A 17,127-nucleotide genomic window follows, 5' to 3' on the forward strand; every position below is an offset into this window, starting at 1 on the left:
GTCGTGCACATATTCTGGGCTGACGCCGATTCCTTGTGGGAGCGAGCCTGCTCGCGAAGGCGTCATGTCATGCCACATCAATACTGGATGGCAGACCGCATTCGCGAGCAGGCTCGCTCCCACAGGTTGAGCGACATCGCGATTAAAGGACGTAAAACAAGATCGCGACAAAGTGCAGCAGGCTTCCGGCAATCACGAACAAATGCCAGATCCCGTGCGCATGCCGCAGCCGATGATCCAGCGCAAAAAAGATAATCCCGACGGTGTACAAAACCCCGCCCGATGCCAGCCACGCAAACCCGGTCGTACCCAACGCCGCCAGCAATGGCTTGACCGCCACCAGCACGATCCAGCCCATCACCGCATAAATCACGATCGACAGAATCCGCGCTTCCGAGCGCGGCTTGATCTCCTGCAGGATGCCGATCAACGCCAGCCCCCAGACGATCCCGAACAGCGTCCAGCCCCACGGCCCGCGCAGGGTCACCAGACAAAACGGCGTGTAACTGCCGGCAATCAACAGGTAGATCGAAAAGTGATCGACCTTTTGCATGATCGCTTTTCTGCGCCCGCGCACGCTGTGGTAAACGGTCGATGCGCTGTAGAGCACCATCAGGGTGAAACCATAAATCGCGACGCTGACAATCTTCCACGGGCTGCCGTCCTGGCTGGCGATCACCAGCATCCACACCACCCCGACCGTCGCCGCCACCGCCCCGACCAGATGCGTCCAGGCGTTCAATCTTTCCCCGTGATACATGTGTTGCTCACCCCGCAATCCAATCCAACATCACGCAAGGCTCAGGCCTCAAGCGTAAAAGCGCAATGTCTGAAAACACAAACTCCCCTAGAGCTGCGTAGGAGCTGCCGAGAGAAACGAGGCTGCGATCTTTTGATCCTGATTTGCGGCGCCCTTGATAATGCCGAAGATCAAAAGATCGCAGCCTCGTTTCACTCGACAGCTCCTACACAGCTCCTACAAGAACCCACATACGTGCACAATCGAGTCATTCAAATAAGAGCCACGCCCATGTTGATCGACGAAGAGTTGACCCTGAAAAAACTCGAGGTGTTCCTCGCCTTCATGCGCACGGGTAATCTGGCCCGGGCCGCGGCCGAGTTGCAGACCAGTAACGTCAGCGTGCACCGGGCGATTCATTCCCTGGAAAGCGCCCTGCGCTGCCCGCTGTTCAAGCACGAAGGGCGCAACCTGACGCCGCTGGAAAGTGCGTATGTGCTGGAAGAACGCGCGCAGAAGCTGATCCAGGATGTGGTCGAGACCGTGCGCCTGACCCGTGAAGCCGCCGGGTTCTTCGCTGAACGCTTCAAGTTGGGTTCGCTGTATTCGCTGACCGTAAAGACGGTGCCGCAGCTGATCATGGGCCTCAAAATCCGCCGCAGCGAACTCAACATCGACCTGATCCTCGGCTCCAATTTCGACCTGCTGTACAAACTCAAGAACATGGAAGTCGATGCCATCCTGGTGTCGCTGGACGACAGCGTCAACGACCCGGATTGCGCGCACATTCCATTGTTCTCCGACGACATCTTCCTCGCGACACCTGCCGATTCGAAGTTCGCCCAACGCGCCGAAGTGGATCTGGCTGAAGTACGCGATGAAACCTTCATCACCCTGACCCAGGGCTTCGCCACGCACCAGGACGGCAATCGCGTATTCAAGCAGGCGGGGTTTGAGCCAAAGGTGGCGATGCAGGTCAACGACATCTTCACCCTGCTGAGCATGGTCAGCTCGGGGGTGGGTTATGCGTTGCTGCCGGGGAGGATTGCGGCGGTGTATGAGAACCGGGTGAAGTTGATTCCGTTGCAGCACAAGTACCGGTTGCAGCAGCACATTGGCGTTGTGTTTTTGAAGGCCAAGGAGCGCGATCCGAACTTGCTGGCGCTGTTGGCGGAGTGCCGGATGTATGCCAATCGCCAGGTCTAAGACCGTGTTGCGCCCTTCGCGAGCAGGCTCGCTCCCACAGGGTTTCTATAGATCCTGTGGGAGCGAGCCTGCTCGCGAAGGCCACCGTCCTGTCGAAAAACTTAACCAATCAACCCGCGCATGATCAGGTACAACAGCGAAGGTCCGAGCAGGCAGCCCAGTGCGGTGTAGAACGCCGCCGTCAGGCAACCATAGGGCACCAGCTTCGGATCAGTCGCGGCCAATCCGCCCGCCACGCCGCTGGAAGTGCCCATCAACCCACCGAAAATCACCGCACTGCGTGGATTGTTCAAACCGATCATCGGCGCCACGAATGGCGTCATCACCATGACCAGAATCGCCTTGATCAACCCTGCCGCAATCGACAGCGCCATGACTTCCGAACTGGCACCAATCGCCGCGCCTGTCACCGGTCCGACGATATAGGTCACCGCCCCCGCGCCGATCGTGGTCAGGCTCACCGCATCGGTATAACCAAACGCCATGGCAACCGAGACACCCGCGACGAACGACGTCCCGACGCCCACGAACAGCGCCAGCACGCCGACGAAGCCGGCGCGCTTGAGCTCATCGACACTCACCCCGAATGCCGTGGCGACGATGGCGAAGTCACGCAACATGGCACCGCCGAGCAGGCCGATACCGGAGAGCAGAGGGATGTCGACCACCCCTTTCTGGCCACCGGTCAGCGCACCACCGATGTAGGAAAGCAACAGGCCCAGCAGAATGGCGATGGCCGAGCCATGCAGGCGGCCTTTGGTGAATGTGTTGGAAATCCAGTAGGACACCCACATGGTGACGCCAACAATGGCAAAGCCACTGATCAGTCCGTAACCGGTAATCACCTTCATCATCGATTCGTACATGGCGATCACCCGATTGTGTTTGGTGGAGTGATGGCTTCAGGCGCCTTGTTCCCGATGCGCACCAGCACCGGCACCATCGCGAAGGCTATGACCACGGCCACCGTACCGGCCAGGATCGCCATCGGCCCACCCTTGAGCGCGCCATACACGTTTTGCTGCGCGGCCATCGCGACCACGATCGGAATGTAGATCGCGCTCCAGAACTCCACGCCTTGCTCGGTCTTGCCCTTGAACCAGCCGCTTTTGTTGAGGTAGCTGCCCAGCCCGATCAACAGCAGCATCGCAATACCGACGCCGCCCACGTTGGCCGGCACGCCAATCAGCTTGCCGAGCAGTTCGCCAATAAAAATCCCCGCCAGGGTACAAAAGGCGAGAAAAGCCACACCGTAAATAATCATTGTTGTAGTCCTCAAAGTGCATCGTCGAATGTTGTTTTTGTTGTTCGAAGGCCTGAGTCGGTGCTTTAGGGTTGGCGGCTTCCCTCCTCACGCAATAGCGCCTGCAAAGTGTCGAGACGCGCACCGTCAAAGGCAATCACAGTGCCCTGCTCGAACACCCGGCGCGCCAGCCCGGTCAGCACCGCACCGGGCGGCAGTTCGATCTGTAGACGTACGCCGCGCTCGTAGGCGCTTTGCACGGTGCCGCGCCAATCTACGACGCGGCACATGTTGAAGGCCAGGTCATCGCGCAGCGCGTCGGTGTTGATGATCGGCCGGGCGCGACTGCCGCTGAGGTAACCCGACGTCGGCGTTTTCAGCGGCACGTTGGTAAAGGCTTCGGCGAGTTTTTTCGCCGGCGCGTCCAGTAGCGGGCAGTGCGAAGGCACGCTGACCGCCAGCCGTTTCGCCAAACCTGCGCCCTGACTTTTGGCTAACCCGGCGACCGCGGCCATTGCCTCATCGCTGCCGGCAATCACCACTTGGTTATCGGCGTTGATGTTGGCCAGATAAACCGGTGTTGCAGCGCTGTGAACCTGCGCGAGCAAACTGTCCACCGCGGCCAGATCCAGGCCGATGATCGCCGTCATGCCATAGCCCTGTGGATACGCCTGTTGCATCAGCTCACCACGCAGGCTGACCAGATGCAGCGCGTCGCTGAAGCTCAAGGCTCCTGCGACCACCGCCGCTGGATAGGCACCGATGGACAATCCCGCCACGTAATCCGGCGCTATCGATAACTGGCGCGAGGCCGCCACACCGGCGATCAGCAGGCACAGCTGAACGGCCCGCGTCGATTTCAACGCCTCGGCAGAATCGAGCAGAAACGCGTCTTCACCGAGCACTTCGCTGGCCTCGACCACCGTGTCCCGAGGCAACCGATGGAGCATGCCCGGTTGCTGCGCGCCCTGGCCGGGGAACACCAGCAGACTGCTCACGCTGCTTGCTCCTGCGGGTTCCACGGATCAGCCACCAGACAAGCCTGGCTGGCATTTTTCAGCAGTACGCGACGTGCAGGGCTGGCCCATTCGCGCAGGGCAACGGCACCGAAAGGTGTCTGCAATTGCAGGTCTACCCGGCACGCGGCCGTATCAAAAATCCTCACCAGTTCCTGCGCCTGAGCACGCTCCAGCGTCTGCGGTGCGCGCAGGATCAAATCGAGATCGCTGCCTTCGTGCAAAGCCACACAGCCACTGGCCAACTCGAACCCCGCGCTACCGCTGACACCCCAGACCCAACCGCAGCCATCGAGCATTCGCCGAAGTTGATCAAGGCCGCGCACGGCAGGCAAATCCCGGCCAATCGAGACATGACACAGGTCTTCCGGTTTGACCCGACGTTGAACCGCATCCACCGCCATCACCGTTGCATAGCGCTGCTCGCGCAACCGTCCTCGCACGCCGACCGCGATGAGACCCGGTGCGCTCAACGCACGCCGAACCACCACCGGCTGGCCGTCGCTCAGCGCTTCGATCACCCACGCCGGCACATCCGCGGGCAACTGCTCCGGGGTCATTCCCCAGAGCAAATCGTGAGCGAGAAAGGCATTCACCACTGCGCTCTCAGCAGTTGGCGAACCGTGCTCGATGCCGCGCGATTGCTCGCCCCCAAGCGACTACTCAAATCACGACCGCTGGCGGCAACATCGCCAATCGCCTGACCGAGGCATTCAGTCACTCGCGCCAGATCCGCTGCGGTCGGTTGCTCGATTTGCTCCACAGACAGGGTTTCCCAAAGCAAACCCAGACTCGCGTAACTGTCGATGTCATACGCCATCGGCGGCACGCTGGCGGCCAGCGCCTCAAGCTCCTCGACACTGCGCAGGGTGACCCGCGCGGCCGAAGCCTTGCCCATCGCATGCACCATCACCCCCGGATCGCGCAGGGCGATCAAGCGATTGGCTTGATACCCGTGAGCCAGGAACGCCCCGGACATCGCCTTGCCCACCAGCAAACCGATCACCGCATGCCCGGCCAGTCGGGCGCGGGCATAACTGTCCGCCGCGCCGGCCAAGGCCTGATGAATGCCCAGCGCTTCTTCACGCCGACCGTAGGCCTGGCTCGGCACATCGACGATGGCAATCAAGGCGCGCTTGCGCGATTGATCAGCGTCCGCTGCGATAACGTCGTCCACCGCCTTGGCCAAACCCCAACCTTCCAGCAAACCCACTTCACCGTTCCGAGCGCGGACAAAACGGTTATCGGGATCCGCCACCACCGCGATGAAGCGAACCGGCTGATCACCCAACACACCGTCGGCGACCTTCAACGAAGCCGGTAAACCATCGACCGGATTCGCGCCGGCACTCAGGGCGTCGAACCAGTGCAAACCTCTCAGGGAATACGAATTCATGAGCGCTCTCCTTGATACAGATCGCGAACCGTCGCCGGCTCGATTTGCGGCGCGGCGTCCAGACGGGCCAGCCGTTGCAGGTACAGTTCGGCCTGACGGCTGCGTTGCTGTTTCGGCAAGCCCTGCGCAAGCAATTCACTGACCTGTTGCTGAATCTGCGCCACATCGTCGGCGACATAGCGATCCACCAAACCACTGGCAAAGCGTTGCTCGCCACCGGTCAGGCTCCAGATGAAGGGGCGGTCGCGGGAGTCGTATTCCTCCAGGCCGGCTTCCTGTTCGATCACTTGCGGCCCGTTCAAGCCAAGCCGCGCTTCCCGGGTGACCAGCAAATAGCTGCACAACCCGGCGGCAATCGACATCCCGCCAAAGCACCCGACGCTGCCGGCAACCACGCCCACGACTGGCTGGTACTGACGCAAATCGACAATCGCAGCATGAATGTCGGCAATAGCTGCCAGCCCGAGGTTGGCTTCCTGCAAGCGCACGCCGCCAGTTTCCAGCAGCAGGACAGCGCGAGTCGGGACGCCGTTGCGGTTGTCTTCGGCGGCCAGTTCCAGTGCGCCGGCCATTTTGGCGCCGCCGACCTCACCAAGGCTGCCGCCCTGAAACGCGCCTTCGATGGCGGCGATCACCACCGGCAAACCGCCGATGCTGCCTTTGGCGATTACCACGCCGTCATCGGCTTGCGGCACCACGCCCTGGCGCGACAGCCACGGCGACATGACGCGCTGAAACGGGTCGAGCAATTCGCGAAACGTACCGGCATCGAGCAAGGCTTTCGCCCGTTGCCGAGCGCCGAGTTCGACGAAGGAATGCTTGTGGAGAAGTTCTGCGCTGTCAGTCATGACCGATCTCCTCAAAGCCTTGTTCCAGACGCAAGCGCACCACGCCGGGGGTCGCGCCGAAATCGTGGATGTCGATGGCCATCGCCGGCGGCGTCTGACCGTCAAACATCCGCGCAAACAGATGCTGCCAGCGCTGTTCACTGCCGTTGACCGAGGTCTGCACCTGAATGGTCAACTTGCCGGCCTGACCCGGTTCGATCAGCACTTCGAGATCGCCCGAGCCGACACAGCCCACCAGCGTGCGGCCACGTGGCGGTTGCCCGGCGGGGAATTCAAACGATAAGGTTTCCATCAAAACGCTCCCTGATCGAGGTCGTCAGCCGACTCGATGCGGTCGATGAACAGGCAGGCGGCGAGTAAATCCGCAGCACCGCCGGGCGAGGCATTCAACGCGATTAATTGTTCGTCCAGTTCATGCAAACGACGGCGCCCGGCGAGGCTGGCGCTGCCACCTGCATCAAGCACGGCTTGAGCGCCGAGTTGCATGGTGTGCAGGCCGTGTTCCCCGGCGCGATACAGCACGCAGGTGTCGGCAAGATTCGTCATGATCGCCAGCAAGGCGTCGAGGCGAGCGTTCTGCTCGCCATGACCGGCGGCACGGCTGCGCCGCAGTTGCGGCAAGGCGCGGTCAATTACCGACGGAAAGCCCAGCTGCGCTTCTTCACGGGCACCGCGGGCGCCGTAGCGTTGGGCCACTTGCGCTCCGTGGCTCAGAGGGCGTGGGGCGTAACGGTCGTCGATCAGGGCGAGGCGTGCAGCGCGCATAGTGACCGCACTGGCCTCCGTGGACTGCGGCTGCAATGCCGCAGCGGTGACCAACAGACCCAAGGCCCAGATCGCACCGCGATGGGTGTTCACGCCATCGGTGGTGACGAGCATCGCTCGCTCCCCTTCCCTACCGATTCGCCCAACGGCTTCGCGCAGCGGTAAATCGATGGCACGCAACTCGATGGCCGCTTCCGCCATTTCCTTGAACGCCGGCCACAGCGACAACGCCGAAGCGTGCATCAGCCCGAGGTGCAGATCGGTATGCGCGCCATTGCCACGCCGATCGACCAGCGCCGGTTTCGGCGACAGGTCCGCTTCATCGATCAACGCGTCCACCGCCAGGTCCGCCAGCCGTTCGGCCAGCGAAGGTTTGGTTTGCAGGTTGAATGCGTGCATTACCAGCTCCTGAATTTGGCGGGCGGGTTGTACAGGCCACCGGACCACTCGACCAGATCCGCCACGCTTTTCGCGGCAAGCAATTCACGGGTGGCGTCGGTGCGGCGAATGCCGAGGTCTTCGGGCAAGGCGATCAAGCCTTCGCGGCGCATGCGCGCGGTGTCTTTCGGGTTGTGGCGCAGGCCGATGACGGTCACACCGGCGACGGCGGCGATCATCGCCTGACGCTCTTCCAGCGAGCGCGCCTTGTACAGATAGGCGATGCCTTCTTCGGTCAGCAAGTGCGTAACGTCGTCGCCGTAGATCATGATCGGCGCCAGCGGCATGCCGCTTTTTTTTGCCACTTCTACCGCGTCGAGGGTTTCGACGAAGGTCGGTTTGCCGCCCTCCTGGAACGTCTCGACCATTTGCACCACAAGTTTTTTGCCGCGTTCGAGCAACGGTTCCGGCCCATCGCCGTGGCGCATGTCGAGCCAGGCCGGCGTGCCGTGGCGACGACCACGCGGATCGTGGCCCATGTTCGGCGCACCACCGAAACCGGCGAGCCGGCCGCGCGTTACCGTCGAGGAATGACCGTCGCCGTCCACTTGCAGGGTGGCGCCGATAAACAGATCCACCGCGTACTGCCCGGCGAGTTGGCTGAACATTCGGTTGGAGCGCAGCGAACCGTCACGCCCGGTGAAAAACACGTCGGGCCTGGCGGCGATGTAGTTTTCCATGCCCAGTTCAGTGCCGAAGCAGTGCACGCTTTCAACCCAGCCACTTTCGATGGCCGGGATCAAAGTCGGGTGCGGATTGAGCGTCCAGTTGCGGCAGATCTTGCCTTTGAGGCCGAGGGATTCGCCGTAGGTCGGCAGGATCAATTCGATGGCGGCGGTGTTGAAACCGATGCCGTGATTGAGCGACTGCACGTTGTGTTTTTCGTAGATCCCGCGGATCGCCATCATCGCCATCAATACGTGCACCGGCTTGATGTGCCGAGGGTCGCGGGTGAACAGCGGTTCGATGTAGAACGGCTTGTCGGCCACCACCACGAAATCGACCCAGGACGCCGGAATATCGACCCGCGGCAGGTCAGTGACATCGTCGACCAATTGATTGACTTGAACGATGACGATGCCGTCGCTGAACGCCGCCGGCTCGATCAATGCCGGCGTGTCTTCGGTGCTGGGCCCGGTGTAGATATTGCCGGCGCGGTCGGCCATGAAACCGGCCGAGAGCACGACGTTGGGAATCAGGTCGACCACCAATCGTGCGTAGAGCTCGATGTAGGTGTGGATCGCGCCGATTTCCAGCAAGCCGTCTTCCAGCAACTGGCTGATGCGCAGGCTTTGGGTGCCGGCGAAAGAGAAATCGAGCTTGCGCGCAATGCCGCGTTCAAACAGGTCCAGATGCTCGGAGCGACCGACGCTGGGCATGATCATATGCAGATCGTGCAGCTTGGCCGGATCAGCCTTGGCCAGGGAACGCGAGAGGAAATCCGCCTGCTTCTGGTTATTGCCTTCCAGCACCACGCGATCGCCGGGCAGGATCAGGGCTTCGAGCGCTGCAACGATGTTGTCGGTGGGCAAGACCACACCGTCGGCCAGACCCCGCACCAGCTCGAGACGCCGCTGCTTTTCGCTGCGCCGCCGCGTCCATCGCGAGTCGGGGGATATTGTTGTTGTCATGACCACTCCACGGGTTCGCTGTCGTGGGGGTCACAGTAGGAGGGTGGGGGCAGAGCATCAATCAAGCACAGAGACGGATCGTTACGGTCAGGGTAATGGTTGACCCTAAATGGCCCCATCGCGAGCAGGCTCGCTCCCACATTGGATTTGCGGCGTCCACAAAACCTGTGGGAGCGAGCCTGCTCGCGAAGAACCTCGGGCCGATGCGTTTAATCAGGAAATGCGCGTTATCGTTATCGACCATCGCGAGCAAGCTCGCTCCTACATAGAGTTACAGTCTGGCCATCTGCGCATGTACGTGAGTCAGAAGCTGCGCGGTGTTTTCCAGCAACTGCGCGAGTAATGCCTCATCTTCATCCATATAACCTTCGTACTCCGCCAAATTTCGCCGTTCATGGCTGAGGGCGAACAAACGAACCTGTACTCTGCTGGAATCGGCGGTATGCACCAGGCACTGGAACACCAGATATCGCTTATCTGAACGGTAGCCACACAAACGAAGTGCCGTCAGTGCGAGGGCATGAGCAGCGTTGTAGGCCAGGTCGAACCGGCTCGCAAACGAAAGTGAAGTGGCTCGTGCATCCTTCAAGCGATCCATCGCCGAACGCAACAACCCTTCGCACTCCTTGCGATCCGGCGGTTCAATTTTCAGCCCGCCGCTACGTAACAGATTTGGCAGATTCTCGCTGCCGCCCATCCTTGGACTCCAAAGGGTTTCCCCCCATCAGATTGATCTTTTCCTGCTGCGCCACCCGCACGACGAAGCTGTTCTCAGCCTCCAGCTTTGCTGCCCAGTCGTCAGGTTTATAGAGCGTTGGGTTGAGGACGCGGCCCAACTGGTCCTCCAGAGGCATAAGCAGTTCCATCACCTCACTGTAGTGCAGGCCTTCGCCGATCAGCATGAGATCAATGTCACTGGATGCGTTCGCCTGATCCTTGGCGATAGAACCGTACACAAATGCCCAAGTGATCTGTTCGGCAAAGGGTTGGAGCGCCTGGCGCAGAGGCTCCGCAATACCAAAGGTTTTACGGGCGATGCCCAACAATTCGGCATAGATGGGGCATTCAGGATTGGCTTGATAGTGGGTCTGATTGCCCTGTCGGCTCAGGGTCAGCACGCCTGCCCGCTGCAACCGGTCCAGCTCGCGCATGAGGCTGCCTTTACCCACTTGAGCCCAGCGGGCGATTTCGTTGGCGTAAAAACTTCGGTCCGGTTTACCAAACATCAGGCCCAGCACCTTTTGCTGGGTAGTGGTGAACAAGGCTTCGCTCAGTGACAGGGTATTCACAGCAATGACCAACAAGTCCCAAAAAAGGAACGATAGGTCCCTTTTAGGGAATCTTCAACTTTTGAATGTCTTCAGATTTGCCCAGCACTCACCAACAACTCCTCCAGCGCCAACAGATCCGGCACCTTGGCGACCTGATCCCCCACCTGCACCGCTGCCTGTTCCAGCGTACACAACGGCACATCCACATAACTCAACTGACTATCGAGTTTGTACGACCGGGGAATCCCCTGCACCAGCAGCGCAATAAACTTCAGTTCCGGTCGTCCACCTAATGCATTGAGAATCACAATCCGCGCGCGCTCGCCGATGACGATTTTCTGGCCACACGCCGACTCGAAACTCAGCAACGGAATCTGCCGCTCGCGCCAGCTCACTCGCCCCAGGTACCAGGGCGGTGTATCCAGATCGAACGCTCCCGACTGATAGTCGATCAGTTCGGCAACCGCTACGTTTGGCACGATCAGGTGGCGATCGGCCAAGGGCAACAGCAGCCCGGTGAGGTTGCTGGTGCGGTGCTCAAGCATGGGTTTTGCTCCACAGGGCGATGCTGTCGAGCAGCACCGATTCCTGGTATGGCTTGCCGAGGTAGTCGTTGACGCCGATGGCCATGGCGCGGTCGCGGTGTTTCTGGCCGGTGCGTGAAGTGATCATGATGATGGGCAGGTGTTGCAGTCGCTCGTCGGCGCGCACCTGAGTGGCGACTTCGAAGCCGTCCATGCGCGGCATTTCGATGTCCAGCAGCATCAGGTCGGGCGTGTGTTCTTCGAGCAGGAGCATGGCGTCGACCCCGTCCTTGGCCGTCAGCACGTTCATGCCGTGGCGTTCGAGCAAGCGGCTGGTGACCTTGCGCACGGTAACCGAATCGTCGACCACCATCACCAGCAACGGTTTGTGCGGCTCGGGTTCCGGGTCTTGCAGCAACGGTCGTTGCGGCACCTGTGCCTGCATCGCACGGATCGGCGCCAACAGGTCGAGAATCAGCACCACGCGGCCATCGCCGAGGATCGTTGCGCCGGACAACCCCTGCACCGCCGCGAATTGCGCACCGAGGCTTTTCACCACAATCTCGCGGGTGCCGGCCATGGCGTCGACCTGCACCGCGATGTGCCGCTCGTTGCATTGCACCAGCAATACCGGCAGCGGCAAGCTCTGGCCGAGCAATTTCGGGCGTGTGCTGGTTTTCAGCAGTTCGCCGAGGTAGCACAGTTCATAGTCCTGCCCGGCGTATTTGTAGGTCGGTGGATCGAGCCGGTAATGCCCTTCGAGTTCGTTGGGCAGCACGCGCACGATGCCATCGATGGTGTTCAGCGGGATCGCATATTGATCATCAAAGCACTGCACCATCAGCGCCCGGTTCACCGACACCGTGAACGGCAGGCGAATGCGAAAATGCACGCCCTGCCCCGGCACCGAGTCGATGCTCATGCTGCCGCCCAACTGCCGAACCTCTTCGTGGACCACGTCCATGCCAACGCCACGCCCGGAAATCTGGGTGATTTTTTCGGCGGTGGAAAACCCCGGTTGCAGGATGAATTGCAGCACGTCGCGGTCGCTGATGTCGCTGTCCGGGGCGAGCAGCCCGCGCTTGATTGCCTTGCGTCGCACCGCGTCCAGCGGTACGCCGGCGCCGTCGTCGCGGATGTCGAAAATGATGTCGCCGCCCTCGCGGGACAGGTCGAGGGTGATCCGACCCCGCGCAGGTTTTCCGGCCGCGACGCGCGCTTGCGCGGATTCCAGGCCATGGTCGACAGCGTTGCGCAGCATGTGCTCCAGCGGCGCGGCCATGCGTTCCAGCACGTTGCGGTCCATCTCGCCTTCGGCGTTGCCGACCACGAACTCGACATCTTTGCCCAGTTCGCTGGAGACCTGGCGAACGATGCGTTTCAAGCGCGGCAGCATCCGCTCGAACGGCACCATGCGCGTGCGCATCAGGCCTTCCTGCAATTCGGTGTTGATACGGCCTTGCTGTTGCAGCAGGTTGTCCGCGTCCTGGTTGCGCCGGTCGAGGGTTTCCTTGAGGTCGAGCAAGTCGGACGCCGATTCGAACAGCGCCCGGGACAGTTGCTGCAACTGTGAATGGCGGTCCATTTCCAGCGGGTCGAAGTCTTCGTAGCCCGAGCGTTCGGCGTCGATCTGCTGACGGCTGAGAATCCGCCCCTGGGTTTCGGTGTCGAGGCGACGCAATTGATCGCGCATGCGCTCGATGGTGGTTTCCATCTCGTGCAGCGCTACCCGCGCATCGTTGACCTGCTGTTCGATGCGGCCTCGGAAAATCGAGGTTTCCCCGGCCAGGTTGACCAGATCGTCCAGCAGTTCTGCCGAGACCTTGACCATGTCGGCGCCGGCGCCGGCGTCGGGCTGTGGCGAGGGCGTCTCGACCTTGGGTGCAACCGGCAATGCGACCGGTGCTTCAATCACCTGCGGATGGCTGAAATTGCGGATGGCGTCAATCAACGGCTCATCCGGCGGCAGAGGTTGACCGGCGCGGGTCGCGTCGAGCATTTGCGCCAGTCGGTCATGGCAGCTTTGCAAAAGCGCGAACAGCGCCGGGGTTGGTTTCAGGGCACCGGCGGACAAGCCTTCGTAGATAAATTCCAGCTCATGGGCGAGGTCGCCAATCGGTGCAATTTCCACCATCCGCGCGCCACCCTTGAGGGTGTGCAAGTCGCGCAGCAGGGTTTCCATTTCCTGACGACTGGACGGCTCGGCCTGCCAGCGCAGCAATGCCGCGCCGGAGTTTTCGATGATGTCGAAACCTTCTTCGAGGAAGATCTCCAACAGCTCCGGATCATGCCCCGCCGAGTCCTCGGCGGGCGGCAGCTCGACGGGTTCAGGTGCGCTGAGATTGCCTTGGCGGAATGCGCGAATAGCCTCGATCAGTGGGCCCGGATCACTCAATGGCCTGTGGCTCTGCAACTGTTCAAGCTGGTGCGCCAATCGGTCGTGGCTCTGTTGCAGCAGCTGCGCCAACGCGTCGCTGTGGAGGTAGCGTCGATCGACCAGACCTTCGTAAAGGCTTTCCAGTTCATGGGCAAGGTCACCGACAGGTTCGACCTCGGCCATCCGCGCACCGCCCTTGAGCGTGTGCAAGTCACGCTGCAACGACAGCAGTGGCGCAGCGTTGTCCGGGTCCGTCAGCCAGCGCTGCAAAGCCTGGCCTGCGCTCTCCAGAATATCCACGGCTTCTTCGAGGAAGATCGACACGATCTCGTCGTCCAGCTCAACTGCACGATCCATTGTAGGAGCCGGCTTGCTGGCGATGGACGCTAACGGTGGTGGGTTCTCATTGGATAAATACGGTGTCTGCGAGTCCATCGCCAGCAAGCCGGCTCCTACAGGGGGTGGTGTCGTCTGGGACAATTCGGCGGTGGCGCTGCTCAGTTCGCGAATGCTCAGGGCTCGGCTGCCGTCACTGCGAATCAGGCCCATGGCGGAGGGGTCGAGACTCTCGTCGAGCAAGCTGCGCAAGGCGCCGATACGTTCAGGTTGCGGGCTGACTTCCTGGCCGGCGGCGAGTTCATCGAGCATGTTGATCAGCGCTTCATGAGCGCTTTGCGCTTCCTGAAAAAACCGCTCGCTGACCGCCAGGCTGGCTTCTTCCACTGCGCCGTAGAGATCCAGCAAGGCCTCGCAGAGTTCGTCCACCGGGTGTAGATCAGCCAGGTGCGCGCCTTCGCCGAGGGTGGTCAATTCATCCAGCAGCGCACTGAGTTCCTGACGCTCGCCGGGGTGCTGCTGCCAGCGCTGCAACAGGCTTTCGGCGTCCAGCAGAATGTCCATGCCCTGCGCCAGGAAGTTGTTGATCAGCTGCGGGTCGCGCTTGGTGCGCTGCGCAGTGCTCGGCGCACTCGAGAGCGCTTCCAGACGCTCGGCCAGCAGTGTGCGGGTTCTTTCGATCAGGGCACGGGCGCCAGGAATCTCCGCCAGCGGATCGACCTTGAGCTGACGCAGTGCGACCCGGAACACACCTTCGGCTTCCAGCAGCAACTCGACTTCGTCCAGGTCCAAAGCGATCAGGTGCGCCTTGTACTCGCGGGCCAGTTGATCCAGCGGCGTCGCCAGCTCGGCGATCGGCAACACACCGGCCATTGAGGCGCTGCCCTTGAGCGTATGCAAAGCGCGCTGCAACTCGTCACTGGCCTGCAACGGCACGTGTTCGGCGGCCTGATCAAGGAAGCGATTGAGGCTGGCCAAATGGGTTTCAGCTTCTTTGCGGAATATCTCCAGCAACAACGGATCAAGGGCGGCGACATCCTGCACGTCCTCGTCGGCCGCTTCATCACCCTTGGCGAGGGCATGGGCGCGGACGGCCAACTGGTCGACGTCGTTGCGCTGACGCTGGGCATTGTCGGCATACTCAGCCACCAGTTCCGGCAGCAGGTTCAGCACGGCGCTGATCAGTTGCTGCACCGCCGGCCCCGGTTCGACACTGTGCTCCAGCACGCGGTTAAGCAGGTTTTCCACGGCCCACGCCAACTCGCCCAACACCAGCGCGCGCACCATGCGGCCACTGCCTTTGAGGGTATGGAAGGCCCGGCGTAATTCGCCCAGCGCCGATTCGCTCTGGGGATCAGCCACCCAGCGCGGCAGGTATTCACAAAGAATTTCCAGGACTTCGTCGGTTTCTTCGAGAAAGACTTCGCGCAGCTCATCATCCACCGGCTCTTCACCGGGTGGCGGCGGCAACAGACTGCCGGGTGTATTGAGCGCCGGCGGATTAACCGCCGACACCGGGCTGGCCAGGACATCGGCCAGGGTCTGGACGACGGCGGGATCGTCCAGCTCCTGCTGGTCTTGCATGACCTGCGCTTCGCTCGGGCTAAGCACATCCTCAAGCACCGGCACATTGCGTTCACTGGGGTAAAAGCCGAGGGAGGCGAGGCTGTTTTCGGCGACGTCGAGCAGGTGTTCGCCGCACGCCTCGGGGTCGTCGCTGAGGCGCTCCAGGTAATACTCGATGCTGGTAATGACGTCGGCCAGACTGTCCAGCTCTTCCCAGCCGGGCTGGTCCGGGTCCTGCAGTAAATGCTCGCGGATAAAGTGATTGCAGGTTTCGATCAGGCTCGCCGCCCGGCTCAGCGGAATCATCGCCAGCGCGCCGCGCACCTGGGTGAGCAAGGCCGGCAAGGGTTGCAAATGCTGGCGATCCCAATCGGCGTCGATGTAGTCGACGACCATGTCCTTGGCCTGTTGCAGGCAAATGCGCGCTTCCCTGATCACGATCTGGTGTATCTGCGTCAGGTCGGTGGTCGGCAGGCGGCTGTCTTCCTGACTTTCCGGTTCGACGGTGCCAACCATGCCGGCCAGCGTCGCCTCGACGTAAAGCAGGGCACCGGCGACGTCCATCAGGATCGCATCGTTGGGTTCGCGCTGGCCCTGGGCGAGGCTGAGCACCATCGCGAGTTGATCGATGATGACCTTGCGCGGCTGGCCGAAGCCGAGCACCGCCAGGGTGTCGGCGATCTGCCGCAAGGGCGCCAGCAGGCTTTCGAGGTCCGAGGCGTGCTGGCGGTCGCTGCGCACGAACAGATCGAGACGTTCTTTGACTCGCACCAATTCTTCGCACAGCGCTGCCAATACCGAGCGCATGGCATCGCGGTCGGGGCCGGCCAGCCGCGCCCGTTCTTCATCGACCAGCGCGCTGTCAGGCAATGCATCGTCCAGTCCGTAGCGATCTTTCATGGTCAGCATCTGCCCGGTGGGGTGGTCGGCCTTGGCAATATAGAACAGTAGACTCTTGAGCAACTCCGGCGGCGCCGGTTGATTGACCCCGGGCATGCCCTGTTCGAGCAGGCGCTTGAGTTCCTTGTCGGCATCCTTGAGCAGGCTGCGCAGCGCCGGACTGTTGGCAATCGAGCCGCCGCGCATGCCTTCGACCAGTGCCGAAGCGACTTGCCACAACGGGCTCAGCGGCGCCTGACCACACAGCCCTTCGAGGCGTGAAAAAACCGTGCTCAGGTAACCGAGGTGGGTCTCGTCATCCTGCTCGCGCAGCAACCCGACCAACGCCATTTGCAACATCTGGCGCAATTTGCGCAGCACATTCGGCAGGTCCGCCGGTTCCAGCAGCGCCAGTGATTCGGTACTGAGCGGCGGCAGGTCCGGCAATTGCGGTGTGAACAGACTGGTTTCCGACAACAGGCTTTCGCCACGGGCACTGCGCAGATCGTTGATCAGCGGCAGCACCACCAGCGGCAGATCGCGCCGTGCGCTTTGTACCCGGTCGAGGTAAATCGGCAACTGCCCGAGGGCCTGCGTCAACAGGTGAATGGCCTCATCGCGATGGCTGACGCGGTCGTGCAGCAAGGCGCTGGCCAGCTGTTCCATTTCTTCGGCGAGCAGCGCCGCGCCGTAGAACTCGACCATCTGCAAACTGCCATGCACTTGATGGATGCACGCCAGGCAATCGCTGAGGACGTGCGTCGCCTGCGGATCATCGAGCAACGTTTCAATCGCTTGATGGGCCACTTTCAGCGTTTCGGCAATCTCGCCCTTGACCCACTCGAGGGCCACATAGTCGTGCCGATCACCCATAACTGCTCCGTTCATAATT

At 61.5% G+C, this 17,127-nt stretch carries 15 protein-coding genes; 1 reads left to right on the forward strand and 14 read right to left on the reverse strand.

Going from position 1 to position 17,127, the window contains the following annotated elements:
• Nucleotides 1-142: 142 nt before the first annotated feature.
• Complete coding sequence (trhA, locus tag F8N62_RS12835) at nt 143-760, reverse strand: PAQR family membrane homeostasis protein TrhA (protein ID WP_150711264.1); 618 nt, start codon at nt 758-760, stop codon at nt 143-145.
• A 270-nt stretch (nt 761-1,030) separates the two neighbouring features.
• Between trhA and F8N62_RS12840 the strand changes: the two genes are divergently transcribed.
• Nucleotides 1,031-1,945, forward strand: coding sequence for a LysR substrate-binding domain-containing protein (locus tag F8N62_RS12840; protein WP_150711265.1), 915 nt, complete (start codon nt 1,031-1,033; stop codon nt 1,943-1,945).
• Between the two features lie 101 nt (nt 1,946-2,046).
• Here F8N62_RS12840 and madM read toward each other — a convergent pair whose 3' ends face one another.
• The 13 genes from madM to F8N62_RS12910 all read right to left on the reverse strand — a co-directional run bounded on the left by madM (nt 2,047) and on the right by F8N62_RS12910 (nt 17,108).
• The gene (madM, locus tag F8N62_RS12845) at nt 2,047-2,811 is read right to left on the reverse strand and encodes a malonate transporter subunit MadM (protein WP_150711266.1); all 765 of its coding nucleotides are present in this window, start codon (nt 2,809-2,811) and stop codon (nt 2,047-2,049) included.
• A gap of 5 nt (nt 2,812-2,816) precedes the next feature.
• Entirely contained in the window at nt 2,817-3,209 is a 393-nt protein-coding gene (madL, locus tag F8N62_RS12850) for a malonate transporter subunit MadL (RefSeq protein ID WP_150711267.1), read from the reverse strand.
• Nucleotides 3,210-3,274: 65 nt separating this feature from the next.
• Nucleotides 3,275-4,186, reverse strand: coding sequence for a malonate decarboxylase subunit epsilon (gene mdcH, locus F8N62_RS12855; protein WP_150711268.1), 912 nt, complete (start codon nt 4,184-4,186; stop codon nt 3,275-3,277).
• Nucleotides 4,183-4,803, reverse strand: coding sequence for a malonate decarboxylase holo-ACP synthase (locus F8N62_RS12860; protein ID WP_150711269.1), 621 nt, complete (start codon nt 4,801-4,803; stop codon nt 4,183-4,185). Before F8N62_RS12860 ends, mdcH begins: the two co-directional genes overlap by 4 nt.
• Nucleotides 4,797-5,600, reverse strand: coding sequence for a biotin-independent malonate decarboxylase subunit gamma (gene mdcE / locus F8N62_RS12865; protein WP_150711270.1), 804 nt, complete (start codon nt 5,598-5,600; stop codon nt 4,797-4,799). Before mdcE ends, F8N62_RS12860 begins: the two co-directional genes overlap by 7 nt.
• Entirely contained in the window at nt 5,597-6,448 is an 852-nt protein-coding gene (locus tag F8N62_RS12870; protein WP_150711271.1) for a biotin-independent malonate decarboxylase subunit beta, read from the reverse strand. The genes mdcE and F8N62_RS12870 overlap by 4 nt, the downstream gene beginning before the upstream one ends.
• The gene (locus F8N62_RS12875; RefSeq protein WP_150711272.1) at nt 6,441-6,740 is read right to left on the reverse strand and encodes a malonate decarboxylase subunit delta; all 300 of its coding nucleotides are present in this window, start codon (nt 6,738-6,740) and stop codon (nt 6,441-6,443) included. Before F8N62_RS12875 ends, F8N62_RS12870 begins: the two co-directional genes overlap by 8 nt.
• Nucleotides 6,740-7,612, reverse strand: coding sequence for a triphosphoribosyl-dephospho-CoA synthase (locus F8N62_RS12880; RefSeq protein ID WP_150711273.1), 873 nt, complete (start codon nt 7,610-7,612; stop codon nt 6,740-6,742). Before F8N62_RS12880 ends, F8N62_RS12875 begins: the two co-directional genes overlap by 1 nt.
• On the reverse strand, nt 7,612-9,282 hold the full coding sequence (gene mdcA, locus F8N62_RS12885; protein WP_150711274.1) for a malonate decarboxylase subunit alpha: 1,671 nt from the start codon (nt 9,280-9,282) through the stop codon (nt 7,612-7,614). Before mdcA ends, F8N62_RS12880 begins: the two co-directional genes overlap by 1 nt.
• Nucleotides 9,283-9,553: 271 nt before the next feature.
• The gene (locus tag F8N62_RS12895) at nt 9,554-9,979 is read right to left on the reverse strand and encodes a hypothetical protein (RefSeq protein ID WP_150711276.1); all 426 of its coding nucleotides are present in this window, start codon (nt 9,977-9,979) and stop codon (nt 9,554-9,556) included.
• Nucleotides 9,942-10,571, reverse strand: coding sequence for a transcriptional regulator (locus tag F8N62_RS12900; protein WP_150711277.1), 630 nt, complete (start codon nt 10,569-10,571; stop codon nt 9,942-9,944). Before F8N62_RS12900 ends, F8N62_RS12895 begins: the two co-directional genes overlap by 38 nt.
• Nucleotides 10,572-10,642: 71 nt before the next feature.
• Nucleotides 10,643-11,098 carry a chemotaxis protein CheW gene (locus F8N62_RS12905; RefSeq protein ID WP_150711278.1) on the reverse strand — a complete coding sequence of 152 codons (456 nt, stop codon included), beginning with the start codon at nt 11,096-11,098 and terminating at the stop codon, nt 10,643-10,645.
• The gene (locus tag F8N62_RS12910; protein WP_150711279.1) at nt 11,091-17,108 is read right to left on the reverse strand and encodes an Hpt domain-containing protein; all 6,018 of its coding nucleotides are present in this window, start codon (nt 17,106-17,108) and stop codon (nt 11,091-11,093) included. The genes F8N62_RS12905 and F8N62_RS12910 overlap by 8 nt, the downstream gene beginning before the upstream one ends.
• Nucleotides 17,109-17,127: the final 19 nt, after the last annotated feature.

The organism is Pseudomonas fluorescens (genome assembly GCF_902497785.1).
In the GTDB taxonomy this organism is placed as follows: domain Bacteria; phylum Pseudomonadota; class Gammaproteobacteria; order Pseudomonadales; family Pseudomonadaceae; genus Aquipseudomonas; species Aquipseudomonas fluorescens_BO.

Excerpts from the sequence above, each read along its gene's own strand:
- F8N62_RS12875 (WP_150711272.1), bottom strand. The coding sequence starts at position 6,740 with ATGGAAACCTTATCGTTTGAATTCCCCGCCGGGCAACCGCCACGTGGC.
- trhA (WP_150711264.1), bottom strand. The coding sequence starts at position 760 with ATGTATCACGGGGAAAGATTGAACGCCTGGACGCATCTGGTCGGGGCG.
- F8N62_RS12905 (WP_150711278.1), bottom strand. The coding sequence starts at position 11,098 with ATGCTTGAGCACCGCACCAGCAACCTCACCGGGCTGCTGTTGCCCTTG.
- F8N62_RS12840 (WP_150711265.1), top strand. The coding sequence starts at position 1,031 with ATGTTGATCGACGAAGAGTTGACCCTGAAAAAACTCGAGGTGTTCCTC.
- madL (WP_150711267.1), bottom strand. The coding sequence starts at position 3,209 with ATGATTATTTACGGTGTGGCTTTTCTCGCCTTTTGTACCCTGGCGGGG.
- mdcA (WP_150711274.1), bottom strand. The coding sequence starts at position 9,282 with ATGACAACAACAATATCCCCCGACTCGCGATGGACGCGGCGGCGCAGC.
- F8N62_RS12895 (WP_150711276.1), bottom strand. The coding sequence starts at position 9,979 with ATGGGCGGCAGCGAGAATCTGCCAAATCTGTTACGTAGCGGCGGGCTG.
- F8N62_RS12870 (WP_150711271.1), bottom strand. The coding sequence starts at position 6,448 with ATGACTGACAGCGCAGAACTTCTCCACAAGCATTCCTTCGTCGAACTC.
- F8N62_RS12910 (WP_150711279.1), bottom strand. The coding sequence starts at position 17,108 with ATGGGTGATCGGCACGACTATGTGGCCCTCGAGTGGGTCAAGGGCGAG.
- F8N62_RS12880 (WP_150711273.1), bottom strand. The coding sequence starts at position 7,612 with ATGCACGCATTCAACCTGCAAACCAAACCTTCGCTGGCCGAACGGCTG.
- madM (WP_150711266.1), bottom strand. The coding sequence starts at position 2,811 with ATGTACGAATCGATGATGAAGGTGATTACCGGTTACGGACTGATCAGT.
- mdcE (WP_150711270.1), bottom strand. The coding sequence starts at position 5,600 with ATGAATTCGTATTCCCTGAGAGGTTTGCACTGGTTCGACGCCCTGAGT.